This is a genomic window from Pseudogulbenkiania ferrooxidans 2002 (genome assembly GCF_000174355.1).
In the GTDB taxonomy this organism is placed as follows: domain Bacteria; phylum Pseudomonadota; class Gammaproteobacteria; order Burkholderiales; family Chromobacteriaceae; genus Pseudogulbenkiania; species Pseudogulbenkiania ferrooxidans.
This window is the reverse complement of sequence record NZ_ACIS01000004.1, coordinates 287,935-303,063: the sequence shown is the minus strand read 5'-3', so window position 1 is coordinate 303,063 and position 15,129 is coordinate 287,935. Positions and strand designations below refer to the sequence as shown.

Annotated in this window: 11 protein-coding genes and 1 pseudogene; 10 read left to right on the top strand and 2 right to left on the bottom strand. The window is 65.4% G+C overall.

Features of this window, described 5'->3' with window-relative positions:
* Nucleotides 1–20 precede the first annotated feature (20 nt).
* A complete protein-coding gene (locus FURADRAFT_RS08825) occupies nucleotides 21–1,361 on the bottom strand; it encodes a cache domain-containing protein (RefSeq protein ID WP_008953784.1) in 1,341 nt (446 codons plus the stop codon).
* Between the two features lie 280 nt (nucleotides 1,362–1,641).
* On the opposite strand from FURADRAFT_RS08825, the gene FURADRAFT_RS08820 reads away from it, so the two are divergent.
* From FURADRAFT_RS08820 to FURADRAFT_RS21035, 3 genes and pseudogenes are all read left to right on the top strand, one after another.
* A complete protein-coding gene (locus FURADRAFT_RS08820) occupies nucleotides 1,642–3,705 on the top strand; it encodes a carbon starvation CstA family protein (protein ID WP_008953783.1) in 2,064 nt (687 codons plus the stop codon).
* A gap of 12 nt (nucleotides 3,706–3,717) precedes the next feature.
* A complete protein-coding gene (locus FURADRAFT_RS08815) occupies nucleotides 3,718–3,921 on the top strand; it encodes a YbdD/YjiX family protein (RefSeq protein WP_008953782.1) in 204 nt (67 codons plus the stop codon).
* A 264-nt stretch (nucleotides 3,922–4,185) separates the two neighbouring features.
* Nucleotides 4,186–5,016: pseudogene (locus FURADRAFT_RS21035) on the top strand (CobW family GTP-binding protein); the annotation flags it as partial.
* A gap of 217 nt (nucleotides 5,017–5,233) precedes the next feature.
* Here FURADRAFT_RS21035 and FURADRAFT_RS08805 read toward each other — a convergent pair.
* Nucleotides 5,234–6,187 carry a LysR substrate-binding domain-containing protein gene (locus FURADRAFT_RS08805; RefSeq protein WP_008953780.1) on the bottom strand — a complete coding sequence of 318 codons (954 nt, stop codon included), beginning with the start codon at nucleotides 6,185–6,187 and terminating at the stop codon, nucleotides 5,234–5,236.
* Between the two features lie 126 nt (nucleotides 6,188–6,313).
* Between FURADRAFT_RS08805 and FURADRAFT_RS08800 the strand changes: the two genes are divergently transcribed.
* From FURADRAFT_RS08800 to FURADRAFT_RS08770, 7 genes are all read left to right on the top strand, one after another.
* The gene (locus FURADRAFT_RS08800; protein ID WP_008953779.1) at nucleotides 6,314–7,483 is read left to right on the top strand and encodes a M20 aminoacylase family protein; all 1,170 of its coding nucleotides are present in this window, start codon (nucleotides 6,314–6,316) and stop codon (nucleotides 7,481–7,483) included.
* A gap of 103 nt (nucleotides 7,484–7,586) precedes the next feature.
* The gene (locus FURADRAFT_RS08795; protein WP_008953778.1) at nucleotides 7,587–8,900 is read left to right on the top strand and encodes an MFS transporter; all 1,314 of its coding nucleotides are present in this window, start codon (nucleotides 7,587–7,589) and stop codon (nucleotides 8,898–8,900) included.
* Nucleotides 8,901–9,302: 402 nt separating this feature from the next.
* Complete coding sequence (locus FURADRAFT_RS08790) at nucleotides 9,303–9,668, top strand: response regulator (RefSeq protein WP_008953777.1); 366 nt, start codon at nucleotides 9,303–9,305, stop codon at nucleotides 9,666–9,668.
* A 2-nt stretch (nucleotides 9,669–9,670) separates the two neighbouring features.
* A complete protein-coding gene (locus FURADRAFT_RS08785) occupies nucleotides 9,671–10,933 on the top strand; it encodes a methyl-accepting chemotaxis protein (protein ID WP_008953776.1) in 1,263 nt (420 codons plus the stop codon).
* Between the two features lie 8 nt (nucleotides 10,934–10,941).
* The gene (locus FURADRAFT_RS08780) at nucleotides 10,942–11,259 is read left to right on the top strand and encodes an STAS domain-containing protein (protein WP_008953775.1); all 318 of its coding nucleotides are present in this window, start codon (nucleotides 10,942–10,944) and stop codon (nucleotides 11,257–11,259) included.
* Nucleotides 11,260–11,279: 20 nt separating this feature from the next.
* Entirely contained in the window at nucleotides 11,280–13,448 is a 2,169-nt protein-coding gene (locus FURADRAFT_RS08775; protein ID WP_008953774.1) for a chemotaxis protein CheA, read from the top strand.
* A 39-nt stretch (nucleotides 13,449–13,487) separates the two neighbouring features.
* Complete coding sequence (locus FURADRAFT_RS08770; RefSeq protein WP_008953773.1) at nucleotides 13,488–15,128, top strand: methyl-accepting chemotaxis protein; 1,641 nt, start codon at nucleotides 13,488–13,490, stop codon at nucleotides 15,126–15,128.
* The last annotated feature ends 1 nt before the right edge of the window (nucleotide 15,129 follow it).

The following is a 15,129-nucleotide window of genomic DNA, read 5'->3' as shown; positions in this document are numbered from 1 at the left end:
TGCGGCGGCGCGGCGCCCGCTCATACCGGCAACCGCACTTCCAGCTCGGTTTCTCCCGGACGCGAACCGAGCAGGCAACTGCCGCCCAGGTGCTCGGCGCGCTCGCGGATATTGCGCAGGCCGATGCCGCGGGTCTGGGAGCGGTCGACATTGTCGACGTCGAAGCCGCAGCCGTCGTCCCGCACCGCCATGCGCACGCCGTACCTCTCGCGGGACAGGGTCAGCGTCACGTTGCGAGCGCGGGAGTGGCGCTCGATGTTGGTAAACGCCTCCTGGGCGATGCGGAACAGTGCCACCGCCTGACGATCGTCGAGGCAGGTATCGTCCAGGGTATTGTCGAACGCCACGCGGATGCCGCTGCGGCGCTCGAATTCCGCAGAAAGCTGTCCCAGCGCCGCCGACAAGCCGAGCATGTCGAGCACCGACGGCCGCAGATCGTGCGAGATGCGCCGCACCTCGCTCAGCGCGTCGCCCAGTCCGCCCAACCCCTTTTCCACTTCGGCCAGGGCCGGCTCGCCGGCTTCCAGCTTGTGCTGCGCCAGCTCGAACTGGAACTTCACCGAGACCAAAAGCTGGCTGATGCCGTCGTGCAGCTCGCGCGACACGCGCGCCCGCTCCTGCTCCTGCGAATTCACCAGGCGCTGCGTCAGCGCCTTGAGCTTGGCGTCGGCGACGCGGTGCTCGCTGACGTTGAGCACCACCCCGCCGGCGAACACCAGCAGCACCGCCGCCCCGGCCACGGCGGCGATGCCCCACAGGGTGTCGCGCACGTTGGCCGAAGCGCGGCTGCGCAACTGGTCGGTGGCGTGCTCGATGTCGTCGATGTAGACCCCCGTCCCTAGCACCCAGCCCCAGCGCTCCAGCAGCACCACGTACCCCAGCTTCTCGGTCATCTGGTGCGACGACGGCTTCTCCCAGTCGTAGCGCTGGAACCCCGTGCCGCTGGTCGCCGCGGCCAGCAGCGAACGGATCACGTGGCGGCCGTGCGGGTCGGTCAGGTCCCACAGGTTCTTGCCGACCAGGCCCGGCTTGCGCGGATGCACCAGGTTGTTGCCGGAAAGATCGTAGACGAAGAAATAGCCGTCCTCGCCGTAGCTGATGCCACGCAGGATGGCCTTGGCCTGCTCCTGGGTGGCGGCGTCGTTGCGGCCGGAGGCGTAGAGCGGCCCGATCGCCGTCATCGCCAGCTGGGTGTAATGCTGCAGTTCGGCCTGCTTGCTGGCGAGCAGGGTCTCTTCGATGAGCTGGGTCTGCTGCTCGGTCAGGCGCTGGCTGCGGTGCACCAGCAAGCCGCCCAGCGCCAGCATCGCCAGCAGCAAGGGCAGGATGGTGAGCAGCACGACTTTGTGTTTGGTCTGCATGGCGACGGCAAGGGTGATGGAAGACCGACAGACGGCCGCAATGCCGTGCTGCCAACGACGCATTGTAACGCCAGCCCCACTACGCGCACCCGGCAAAACAGGACGCCCAGCCGCCTCTACGCAGAACTACGTAGATCGACTGCGGTAGTAGTGCGAATTTTCCTTTACCGCGACATGGCGAATAGTAGAGCCGTCCGCCGACCGTCCTACACCGACGTCGTCGGCACGCACACAAGAAGGCATGTCCACACACCATGCCGCCACACTGGAGAGAGACACTATGCAACGCCTTGCCGGCCACCTCGGGTGGTTTCTGGTGGCGCTTGTCGGCGCGTTCGCGCTCGGCACCGTCGCCCTGCATCGCGGCGAAACGATCAATGCGCTCTGGATCGTTGCCGCTGCGGTATCCGTCTACCTGATCGCCTACCGCTACTACAGCCGCTTCATCGCCACCAAGGTGATGCAGCTCGACCCGCGCCGCGCCACCCCGGCGGTGCGCCTGAACGACGGCCTCGACTACGTGCCGACCAACAAGAACGTGCTGTTCGGCCACCACTTCGCCGCCATCGCCGGCGCCGGTCCGCTGGTGGGCCCGGTGCTTGCCGCGCAACTGGGCTACCTGCCCGGCATGCTGTGGATCCTGGCCGGGGCGGTGTTCGCCGGCGCGGTGCAGGACTTCATGGTGCTGTTCATCTCCACGCGCCGCGACGGCCGCTCGCTGGGCGACCTGATCAAGTCCGAGCTGGGCCCGATTCCCGGCGTGATCGCGCTGTTCGGCACCTTCATGATCATGGTGATCATCCTCGCCGTGCTGGCGCTGATCGTGGTCAAGGCGCTGGCCGACAGCCCGTGGGGCACCTTCACCGTGGGCGCCACCATCCCGATCGCGCTGTTCATGGGCGTGTACACCCGCTACATCCGCCCGGGCCGCATCGGCGAAATCTCGCTGATCGGCTTCGTGCTGCTGATGCTCGCCATCGTCGGCGGCGGCCAGGTGGCGTCGCATCCGGAACTGGCCAGCCTGTTCACCTTCACCGGCAAGGAACTGACCTGGATCCTGATCGGCTACGGCGCCATCGCCTCGGTGCTGCCGGTGTGGCTGCTGCTGGCTCCGCGCGACTACCTGTCCACCTTCCTCAAGGTCGGCACCATCCTCGGCCTCGCCATCGGCATCGTGATCGTCATGCCGGAACTGAAGATGCCGTCGGTCACCCGCTTCATCGACGGCAGCGGCCCGGTGTGGTCGGGCAGCGTGTTCCCCTTCCTGTTCATCACCATCGCCTGCGGCGCGGTATCGGGCTTCCACGCCCTGATCTCCTCCGGCACCACGCCGAAGCTGCTGGAAAACGAAAGCCACGCCCCGTTCATCGGCTACGGCGGCATGCTGATGGAGTCGTTCGTCGCCATCATGGCGCTGGTGGCCGCCGCCTGCATCGAGCCGGGCGTCTACTTCGCCATGAACAGCCCGGCCGCCCTGCTCGGCCACACCGCCGAATCGGCCGCGCTGGCGGTGTCGCAATTCGGCTTCGTCATCACCCCCGAGATGCTGACCCATACCGCGCAGACGCTGGGCGAGCACACCATCATCTCGCGCGCCGGCGGCGCCCCGACGCTGGCCGTCGGCATGGCCGAAATCCTCTCCGGGGTGTTCGGCGGCAACGGCATGAAGGCGTTCTGGTACCACTTCGCCATTCTGTTCGAGGCGCTGTTCATCCTCACCGCCGTCGACGCCGGCACCCGTGCCGGACGCTTCATGCTGCAGGACCTGCTGGGCGTGTTCGTGCCGTCGTTCAAGAAGACCGACTCGCTGCCGGCCAACCTGATCGCCACCGGCCTGTGCGTGGCGGCCTGGGGTTTCTTCCTGTACCAGGGCGTGGTCGATCCGCTGGGCGGCATCAACACGCTGTGGCCGCTGTTCGGCATCTCCAACCAGATGCTGGCCGCCGTGGCGCTGATCCTCTCCACCGTGGTGCTGTTCAAGCTCAAGCGCGAGCGCTACGCCTGGGTCACCATCGTGCCGACGGCCTGGCTGCTGTATTGCACCCTGTACGCCGGCTGGCTCAAGGTGTTCGCCGACAGCCCGAAAGTGGGCTTCCTGGCACACGCCGCCAAGTACCAGAACGCCATCGTCGAAGGCAAGGTGCTGGCCCCGGCCAAGAGCATCGAGCAGATGCACCAGATCGTGTTCAACGACCGTCTGGACGCCGGGCTCGCCATCCTGTTCATCCTGGTGGTGCTGAGCGTGCTGGGCTTCGGCCTGCGCGCCTGCCTGCAGGCCTGGCGCAGCGCCCACCCGACCGTGCAGGAAACCGCGCCGGTGGTGGCCGAAGCCGGCCGCGCCTGACGGACACAGACCATGTTCGACCAGCTTGGCAAACTGGGTAAGTATCTCGGGCAGGCCGCCAACCTGATGGTGGGCCTGCCCGACTACGACACCTACGTGGAGCACATGCGTACCACCCACCCGGACCAGACGCCGATGACGTACGAGGAGTTTTTCCGGGAGCGCCAGGACGCCCGCTACGGCGGGGGGAGTGGCAAGGTGGGACGCTGCTGCTGAAACCTGTCGCATTAGGCGGCTGCGCCTTTGCATCTTGAGCGCCGGCAGTACTGCGTGCCGATCTATCGCTGGGCAAATCCCTGCGTGCCAATCTTCGATTGGCTCAGCGATGGATTTGCACGCAGTGATCGGCTCAGCGATCAGGAATCCTCATGGACCATATGTCCATTCCGGATCCTGTGCGCTGGCAGCGCCCAACCTGCTGTGGCTCGCTCGCCTACTACAACAGGTTCTAATCCTCACAGGGTGTGATACGCCCTTCTCATGGAAATGCCCATGACCCATACCCCCATCCCCGTCACCCTGCTCACCGGCTTTCTCGGCGCGGGCAAGACCACCCTGCTCAACCACCTGCTGGCCCAAGCCGGCGAGCGCATCGTGGTGATCGAGAACGAGTTCGGCCCGGTCAGCATCGACAGCGAACTGTTGATCCGCGAGCGCGACGAACTGGTGGAAATGACCAACGGCTGCCTGTGCTGCACCATCCGCGGCGACCTGTCGCGCCACCTGCATTCGCTCTACCAGCGCCGCCGCGACGGCGAGCTCGCCTTCACCCGGCTGGTGATCGAAACCACCGGGCTCGCCGACCCGACGCCGATCGCCCAGACCTTCTTCAGCGACGACACGTTGGCCGAAGCCTACGCCCTCGACGGCGTGCTCGCCGTGGTCGACGCCGTGCACGGCGAGCAGCAGTTGGACGCGCATCTGGTGGCGCGCAAGCAGGCCGGCTTCGCCGACCGCCTCTTGATCTCCAAGACCGACCTCGTCGACGAAACCAGCCTCGAGCGCCTCGGCGCGCGTCTTGCTGCCATCAACAGCCAGGCCGTGCAGCATCGGCTGGTTCAGGGCCGCATCGCGCCGGCGCTGGCGTTCGGCTTGCGCGGCTTCCACCTCGACGAAAACCTGCTGCGCCCGGCAACAGGCGAGCGCAACCTGAGCTTCCGCCCGGCCGCCACACGCTCGTTCGCCGACGACATCGCCGCGCTCCATCTGGCCCACGACGGCCCGCTCGACCTGCAACGCATCAGCGCCTTCATGAACCGGCTGGTCGAGCAGCATGCCGAACAGCTGCTGCGCTACAAGGGCGTGCTCGCCATCGCTGGCGAAGCGCGCCGCCTGGTGTTCCAGGGCGTGCACCGCATCACCGGCTTTCGACTACGGCCGGGCATGGCAGGACGACGAAACGCCCCGCTGCGACATCGTGCTGATCGGCCAGCAACTCCCGGCCGACGCCATCCGCGCCGAGTTCGCCGCCTGCCTGGCTTAACGCCCTCCCCGCCCAAGGTCGCCTGCCGGCGGCCTTCTTTCCGGCCTACACCAGCAACTGCAGCAGGTCACACAGCTGGCGGTCTTCCGCCCGCGCCGAGCGGCTGCGCCGGCGGATTTCCTGCAACAGGCAATCGACGAAGCACTGCGCCGCAGTGCTGCGCGTGGTGTCGCGCCGGCTGATCACGCCGAGCCGCCCGGTCTCGAAGCCTTCGGCCAACCTCAGCACCTGCACCCAGTCGCGCAGCGGTTCGGCCACGATCAGCGGCTCCGGGCAGTAACTCAGCATGTCGGCGTGGCGGATCAGCGACAGCAACAGGGTCAGCGAGTGAGCCCGCACCAGGCGCCGCTCGTCGATCGCCGCGCCGTGCTGCCAGAACAGGTTGCGCATGAAGGCGTCGTAGGCGCTGGGCGCGTAATTCACCACCCAATCCGCGTCTAGGAGTTCATGCAGCGAGCGGCTCCCGCCCAGCGCATGGCCCTGGCGCGCGATCACCACGCTGTTGAACAGCAGCAGATCCTCGCACTCGAACTCCGGCGCCGGCATCGCCGGAATCATCGGCCCCACCACGAAATCGAGCTCCCCGTTGCGCAGACGCGGCAGCGCCACCGCAGTCAGCCCCTCGAACAGCTCGAGGCGCACCTCGGGCATCTTTTCGCGAAAACGCCGCACCACCTCCGGCAGAAAGGTCAGTTCGATGAACGGCGTCACGCCGATGCTGAGCCGCCCTTCCGCCTGGCCGCGCAGCCGCGCCAGCTCGGCGTCGGCGCGCTGCAACTGTCCCACCACCAGGCGCGCGTGCCCGAGCAAGGCGCTGCCGTACTCGGTGAACGACACCCCACTGGCGTGACGCACCAGCAGCGGCAAGTGCTGCTCGGCCTCCAGCTCGCGCACCGCCTTGGTCAGCGCCGCCTGCGACAGCCCGAGCCGCCGCGCCGCGGCACGGATGCTGCCGCTCTCGGCGATGGCCACCAACGCTTGCAATTGATGCAGCTTCATCCTGCCCCACCCGACAACCAAAGGTTATCAAGATAACAAAACTGGTACTCCCGGGACAGCCAGGCGCTGACTAAGATCAGTTCAGCCCATCCCCCGCCACGGCGGGCCTAGCCCGAGGAGAATGTCATGACCGACCCCGTCCTGCCCGGCATCCGCGCCATCGAGAATGAGATGATCGCGCTGCGCCACCAGATCCATGCTCACCCCGAACTCGGCTTCGAGGAGTTCGCCACCAGCGATCTCGTCGCCGAATGCCTGAGCGCCTGGGGTTACGACGTGCATCGCGGCATCGGCGGCACCGGCGTGGTCGCCACGCTGCGGCATGGCTCGGGCACCAAGCGCCTGGGCCTGCGCGCCGACATGGACGCCCTGCCCATCACGGAATCCACCGGCCTGCCTTACGCCAGCCACCACCCCGGCAAGATGCACGCCTGCGGTCACGATGGCCACACCGCCACGCTGCTGGCCGCCGCCCGCTACCTGGCCGAGACGCGTCGCTTCGACGGCACGCTCAACCTGATCTTCCAGCCCGCTGAAGAAGGCCTGGCCGGGGCACGCAAGATGCTCGAGGACGGCCTGTTCGAGCGCTTTCCCTGCGACGCCGTCTTCGCCCTGCACAACATGCCGGGCTACCCGGCGGGGCGTTTCGGCTTTCTGCCCGGCGCCTTCATGGCCTCGTCCGACACCGTCACCATCCGCATCCAGGGCTGTGGCGGCCACGGCGCCATGCCGCACCGCTCGGTCGACCCGGTGGTGGTCTGCGCCTCCCTGACCATGGCGCTGCAGACCGTGGTGGCGCGCAACGTGCCGCCGCTGGAGATGGCCATCGTCACCGTCGGCGCCATCCGCGCCGGCGAAGCCGCCAACGTGATCCCGGACAGCGCCGAGATGCGGCTGTCGGTGCGCTCGCTCAACCCGGCGGTGCGCGACCTGCTCGAACAGCGCATCACCGCCCTGGCGCACGCGCAGGCGGAAGGATTCGGCGCCAAGGCCGAGGTCGACTACCGGCGCGGCTACCCGGTACTGGTGAACAGCCCGGCCGAAACCGCCCTCGCCCGCGCGGTGGCGCACGACTGGCTCGGCGAAGAGGGCCTGATCGACGGCATGGTTCCCCTCACCGGCAGCGAGGACTTCGCCTTCCTGCTGCAGCAGTGCCCCGGCTGCTACCTGATCATCGGCAACGGCGACGGAGAAGGCGGCTGCATGGTGCACAACCCCGGCTACGACTTCAACGACGCCTGCCTGCCGCTGGGGGCGAGCTACTGGGTCAAGCTGGCCGAACGTTTCCTGGATTGAGAGATAGCCAACCGGATCGCCACCCGGTCGGGCGGTTCGGCCGAATAAAACAACAAGGCGACCGGGACCGTATATCACTATCTACAAAGAGAGAGAAACCATCATGTCAACCAGCCTCACCTCGCCGGCCGGGGCGGCCGCTCACCGTGCCGCCCCGGCGAGCCGCTCGGCCAACGCCCGCTCCATTGCCGCCATCACCCTGGGCAATGGTCTGGAGTTTTTCGATTTCACCGTCTACACCTTCTTCGCCACCCTGATCGGTCGGCTGTTCTTCCCGGTCGATACCGCTTTCGGCCAACTCATGCTGTCGCTCGCCACCTTCGGCGTCGGCTTCGCCATGCGCCCGCTGGGCGGCATCGTCATCGGCGCCTACGCCGACCGCGCCGGACGCAAGCCGGCCATGATGCTGACGCTGTGGCTGATGGCGCTGGGCTCGGCCATGTTCGTCATCACGCCGAGCTATGCCCAGATCGGCCTCGCCGCGCCGGTGCTGATCGTGCTGGGACGCCTGATCCAGGGCTTTGCCATCGGCGGTGAGCTGGGCGCGTCCACCTCGCTGCTGCTGGAATACGCCGACGACCATTCTCGCGGCTACTACGGCAGCTGGCAGTTGTTCAGCCAGGCCCTGAGCGTGCTGCTGGGCTCGCTGTGCGGCCTCGCGCTGACCTATCTACTGCCGACGGACGCACTGGAGAGCTGGGGCTGGCGCATGCCCTTCGTGCTCGGCATGCTGGTGGTGCCGATCGGCATGTACATCCGCCGTCACCTGCACGAAACCGCCGACAGCACCCACGCCGAGGAAGGGCTAGGCAGCGTGGCCGCCGTGTTCGGCCCCTTCCGCCGAGTGCTCGTCGCCGGCGTGCTGCTGGTGATCGGCGGCACCGCCGCCAACTACATCATCCTCAACTACATGACCAACTACGCTGCCACCCAGCTCGGCCTGCCGCTCAAGCAGGCCATGTGGGCCGGGCTCGCCGCCGCGGCCGTCTCCATGCTGCTGGCGCCGTATGCCGGCATCCTGAGCGACCGCATCGGCCGCAAACGCGCCATCCTGCTGACGCGCATACCGATGCTGGTGCTGATCTACCCCGCCTTCATGCTGCTCAACGCCAGCCCCAACCTCGCCACCTTGCTCCTGGTGGTGGCGGGACTGTCGCTGCTTCTGATTTTCAACAGCGTGCCCTCGGTGGTGATCCTGCCGGAACTGTTCCCGCGCCGCGTACGCGCCACCGGCATGTCCCTGGTGTACTGCTTTGGCGTGTTGATCTTCGGCGGCTTCGCCCAGTTCTTCGCCACCGGCCTGATCCGCCTCACCGGCGACCCGAACGCGCCGGCGCTCTACGTCATCGGTTGCGGCCTGGTCTCCCTGCTGGGCTGGGCTATGGTGCGCGAAACCGCCGACCGGCCGCTGGAATAACCCCGCACCGGCTCTGAACGCAAGCCCCTGCCCGCAACGCCACCCGGCCCGGCGGGCTTCTTTTCCCCCGCAGTCTGTCCAAGCCCGCCAGTACCTCGCCCACGCCGCTCAGCGGCGCTCGTCGCGGTGCAATGCCCCTCCTCAACGGCCGCCTTCGCCAGCACACCATGACGTAATCCTATATTTTCATATAGTGATATTTTTCAATAATTAGCTTTAAATATTTTAACAAAAATTATATTAACAAAGAAGAAATTTGATTTAAATCAATTTTATTTGTCCTGACTTCGTATGTTTACTCATTTGTCCTTGCAAACAACCTCCCCGCCCCCTAACCAAAGAAGACCAGGCTGACCCCCTGTTGCGCCCTCCCCTCATGCTTGGCCGGAGTAAACCCGACTCATGAAAACCATCTTCCTCGTGGACGACTCGGCGACCATCTTGCTCTCCGTTTCCAATATCCTCGCCAAGGCCGGCTACGCGGTCGCGAAAGCCGGGAATGCTGGAGAGGCATTAAGCCAGTTTCAAGCCGGCATAAAGTCCGACCTATTGATCACTGATCTCAACATGCCCGGCATGAACGGCATCGAGCTGATTCAACACGTACGCAAACTGCCGAACTATCGCTTCATGCCGATCCTGTTCCTGACCACCGAGTCACAGCAATCGAAAAAGGCCGAGGCGAAAGCTGCCGGTGCTTCAGGCTGGATCGTCAAGCCGGCCTCGGCAGACGATCTGCTCAACACCATCAAGCTGGTGATGCGCTGATCATGCAGCAACGCCCTTTCCTCTTGTATGCCCTGGGTTCGTTCAGCGTCGTTACCGTCATGGCCGGCTTGAGCGTGTACTTCTTCAACAACGGATTCACCACCGTCCTGTTGCCGGCACTCGGCCTGTCGCAGCCCTTGGGCAATGCCATCGGGGCGGTGCTGCTGGTGAGCACGGCCAGCCTCGGCGTCTGGCTGATCCCCTTCCTGCTGTTCCGCCAGCAGCAGTGCGGGTTGTCATCCCGGCTGGCACAACTGGCGCAGGGGAGCGAACTGCTGAGCACGGCCAGCAACGAGGTGGCGGGAGAGCTCCTTGCGGTACCAACCTATAGTGACGTGCTGCGCAATCATCTGGGCAGCGTGGTGCAGCAGACCGAGCAAGCGGCCTACGACATTACCAACCGGCTGCAGGCCATCGATGGCGTCGTGACAAGGCTGAACGACTTTGTCACGACGAGTTCGTCGCACGCCAGCCAACTGGCACAGAACTCCGAGCAGCACATCGCCGACAACCAGCATCTGATCGGTGCGATGCGCGACTACATCGATCACCGCCTCCAGGAGGCTCGCCAGGACCAAGAGCGAACCCACCGGGTCGTCGCCGAGACACGCTCGTTGCAGTCGCTCACCCTTCTGATCAAGAACATCGCGGCACAAACGAATCTGCTGGCGCTGAATGCGGCGATCGAGGCGGCCCGAGCCGGCGAAGCCGGGCGCGGCTTCGCCGTGGTGGCCGACGAGGTACGCAAGTTGTCGGGCGAAACCGAAAAAGCGGTCGTGGCGATCAGCCAGGGCATCATGGACGTGGGGATGACGGTCGAGGCTCAGTTGCAGCAAAAGCTGTCGACGGCCAATCTTGAACGCGAGCAAGCCACGCTTGGGCATTTCGCCGATCAGCTCGCCGGACTTGGCAACAGCTACCAGGATCTACTGCGCCATCAGACCCACGTCATCGACAGCGTGAGCAGCAGCAGCGCCGAGCTGATGCAGATGTTCATGCATGCACTGGCGAGCGTGCAGTTCCAGGACGTCACCCGCCAGCAGATCGAGCATACGGCGGAAGCCCTGCATCGCCTGGATGACCATCTTGCCGTACTGGTGCGGCGGCTGCAGCAGCCGGGCGACCCAGGTGTCCAGTACAAGCCCCTCGCGCTCCATCTGGAAGCCATTTACAGCGATTACGTGATGGATCAGCAGCGCCAGGCCCATCACGCCGTCACCCACCAGCCTACGGTGGCGGCCAGCCCCAAGGTTGAATTGTTCTGAGGACTATCATGGCACCCAGCCCGGCTCCGGAGCACCAACGCCTCACCCTCCTCGACGACATGACCATCTACAACGCCACGGCACAGAAGCAGCTGCTGCTCGACGCCCTGCAGGCGGGTGACGGCCTCGAGCTCGATCTTTCCGCCGTGGCCGAAATCGACACGGCCGGATTTCAGCTGTTGCTGCTGGCCAAGCGAGAAGCACGCCATCAGGACAAGCCGCTGCTGATCGTCGCGCACAGCCCGGCGGTGCGTGAGGTGGTGGACTTTTTCAACGTGGCCGCCGACTTCGGCGACCCGATGCTGATCCCCGCACGGGAAAGCTGAATCCTGAACAGGCAACGCCCATGGACGAACTCCTGACCGTGTTCGTGACGGAAAGTCGCGAACAGTTGGCCGCGCTCGAAGCGGCGCTGCTACAACTCGAAGCCGCTTCCGGCGACGCCGACACGCTGCATGCGATCTTTCGCGCCGCGCACACGATCAAGGGCGGTGCCGGCGTCATCGAATGCGACTACATCGTCGCCTTCACCCACGTGGTCGAAAACGTGCTCGACCAACTGCGCAATGGCGACATCGCTGTCAGCGCCGAACTCATCGCCTTGCTTTTGGCCTGCGGCGATCATATCGGCTTGCTGTTGGGCGAGTTCGAAATCCGCCGGGTTCACCCAACGGCCGAATTGCAACTGGCCGGCGATGCCTTGCTCGCACGCTTACAGCGCGACGCACGGACCGCACCGCCCGGCCTCCCCCCGGCCGGGGCATCCTCCGCCACTCAGCCAAGCCTGGGCCAGGACATGATCGAGAGCGAATGCTGGCACATCTCCTTGCGTTTCGAGCGCCATGTGCTGAAGAACGGCATGGACCCGCTGTCCTTCCTTCACTACCTCGGCACGCTGGGCACCATCGTGCACCTCGAAACCGTGGCCGATGCCATGCCGCCGGCAGATCAGATGGATGCGGAAGCCTGCTATCTCGGCTTCGAGATTCGTTTCGCTTCCTGCGCCGACAAGACGACGATCGAGCGGGTATTCGAGTTCGTCCGCGACGACTGCACCCTGCACATCCTGCCGCCGGACAGCCGCTTGGCCGACTACATCGATCTGTTGCAGTCCCTGCCGGAAGACACGATGCGGCTGGGCGAGATCCTGGTTCGCATCGGCGCGCTCACGCAAGCGGAACTCGATGACGGGCTGCTTATGCAGCAGCCGCCCATGGCCGGCGCAGCGCCACCCGACGTCGTACCACTGGGAGAAATTCTGGTGCAACAGCAGGTGGTACAGCCCAAGCTGGTCGAGGCGGCCATCATCCGGCAGGCTCGGGTCAGCGACAAGAAAACCGCCGAGGCGAGGCTGATCCGCATCCAGGCCGACAAGCTCGACCGCCTGATCGACCTGGTCGGCGAGCTGGTGATTGCCAGCGCCAGCGTCAGCCTGCTTGCCAGTCGCAGCGGCCGCGCCGAGCTTCTGGAGGCGAGCTCGCTGATGATGCGCCTGGTCGAAAGCACACGCGATTCGGCATTGCAACTGCGCATGGTGCAGATTGGAGAAACCTTCAGCCGCTTCAACCGCATCGTGCGCGATGTCTCCAAAGAGCTTGGCAAGGACATCGAACTGGTCATTACCGGAGGAGAAACCGAACTCGACAAGAGCGTGGTGGAGAAGATCGGCGATCCGCTGATCCATCTGGTACGCAACGCCATCGACCACGGGATCGAACCCACCGCGCGCCGTACCGCCGCCGGCAAGCCACCCCGCGGCCGGCTGGAGCTGAACGCCTCGCATGATTCGGGCAGCATCGTCATTACCGTCAGCGACGACGGAGGCGGCCTCAACCGCGACAAAATCGTGGCGAAGGCGACCGAGCGCGGCCTGCTCCAGCCGGGCCACAACCTGAGCGAAGCGGAAATCGACAACCTGATCTTCGAGCCGGGTTTCTCCACCGCCGATCACGTCTCCAGCCTGTCCGGCCGTGGCGTCGGCATGGACGTCGTCAAGCGCAATATCCAGAGCCTGCGCGGCCACGTCGATGTCCGCTCGGCTCCCGGCGCCGGCACCCGCTTTTCCATCCGCCTGCCGCTGACCATGGCCATCATCGACGGCTTCCTGGTCGGCACGGGACAGGCCAACTACGTGGTGCCGCTCGACATGGTGGTCGAATGCCTCGAGTTGTCGCCGCAAACCAGCGATAACCATTACCTCAACCTGCGCGGCGAAGTACTGCCGTTCATCCGTCTGCACGAGCTGTTCAACCTGCCGGGCAAGCGGCCTGCACGCGAGAACGTGGTCGTGGTGCGCACCGGCGCGCAGAAGGTCGGCATCGTCGTTGACCAGCTGCTGGGCGAATTCCAGACGGTGATCAAACCGCTCGGCCATCTGTTCCAGAGCCTGCGCGGCATCGGCGGCTCGACCATCCTCGGCAGCGGCGAGGTGGCACTGATTCTTGACGTTCCCGCACTCGTCGCCATCGCGACACGACGCGAGTCGCGCGAAGCGGCATCCACTCCGGCCACCTGAGCCGACCACGTTAGCCTAGAAGGAAGAAGGGAGTTCGTTATGTTCGCCAACATGAAAGTGGGTGCCAAACTAAGCTTCGGCTTCGGCATCGTCATTCTGGTCATGATCACCATCTCAGCCATTGGCATCGTGCGCATGGGACATCTCAACGACGCGATCGGCACCATGGCCAACGACCGTTGGCCGAAGACCGTGCTGTTGAACCAGATCGTAGACAACTCCAGCCAGACTGCCATCGCCCTGCGCAACATGATGCTGTCGACGAGCAAGGAGGATCGGCAGCGGGACAAGGAGCGGGTGCTGCAATCACGCAAGGCCATCGACACCGCGGTCGATAAGCTCGAATCGTTGATCGCCTTGCCGCGCGGCAAGGAAATGCTGGCCCAGCTGAAGGAACTGCGCATCAAATACATCGCCGGGCAGGAAACGCTGATCCGCCTGGTCGAGGAGGAACGCCAGGATGAAGCGCGGGCCTTCTTGCAGAACGAGCTGCGGCCGACCCTGCGCGCCTACCAGGAACATGCGCTGAAGTTCGTCCAGTTCCAGGGCGAATTGATGGACAGCTCGGCCAAGGACGCCCAGGCGGTTTACGCCGAGGCACGCAACCTGACGCTGGCGCTCATCGCAGCGGGCATCGTCATCGCCGCCGCGGTCGGCTTCTGGATCACCCGCAATCTGATGCGACAGCTCGGCGGCGAGCCCGACCATGCCGCCGCCATTGCGCGCAAGGTGGCCGAGGGCGACCTGACCCAGCAGATCGAGCTGCGCGCCAACGACAACTCCAGCCTCCTGGCGGCGATGCGCAACATGGTCGAGCGGCTGTCGCTCACCATCGGCCAGGTGCGCTCGGCGGCCGACAACCTCTCGGCCGCCGCCGAGCAGGTCAGCGCCACCTCACAGTCGCTGTCGCAAGGCGCTGCCGAACAGGCGGCTTCCGTCGAGGAAATCTCCTCCACCCTCGAGCAGACCACCGCCACCGTGGCACAGAACACCGAAAACGCCAGGGTCACCGATGGCATGGCCGCCAAAGCGGCCAGCGAAGCCGGCCAGGGTGGCGCGGCGGTCAAGGAAACCGTCACCGCGATGCGGGCCATCGCACAGAAGATCGGCATCATCGACGACATCGCCTACCAGACCAACTTGCTGGCGCTCAACGCCGCGATCGAGGCGGCCCGTGCCGGCGAGCATGGCAAGGGCTTTGCCGTGGTTGCCGCCGAGGTACGCAAGTTGGCCGAACGCAGCCAGGTGGCGGCTCAGGAAATTGGCGAGCTGGCCGGCTCCAGCGTGAAGCTGGCCGAACACGCCGGCCAACTGCTCGACGCGATGGTGCCGTCGATCAGCAAGACCTCCGACCTGGTGCAGGAAATTGCCTCCGCCAGCCAGGAGCAGAGCGCCGGCGTGACCCAGATCAACCAGGCGGTCGGCCAGCTCAACCAGACCACCCAGCAGAGTGCGTCGTCATCCGAGGAACTGGCCGCCACGGCCGAGGAAATGGGCGCCCAAGCAGAGCAGCTGCAAGGACTGATGGCATTCTTCCGCACCGAGAGCACGGCACGCCAACGTAGCCCGGCCCGCCACGGCGCTGCCGCTCAGGTCCATTCCCCCGCTCCGGCACGGAACCATCCGGCGAGCAAGCCGCCCGTCCTGGCGAGCACCGAACCGGAATTCGAACATTTCTGAG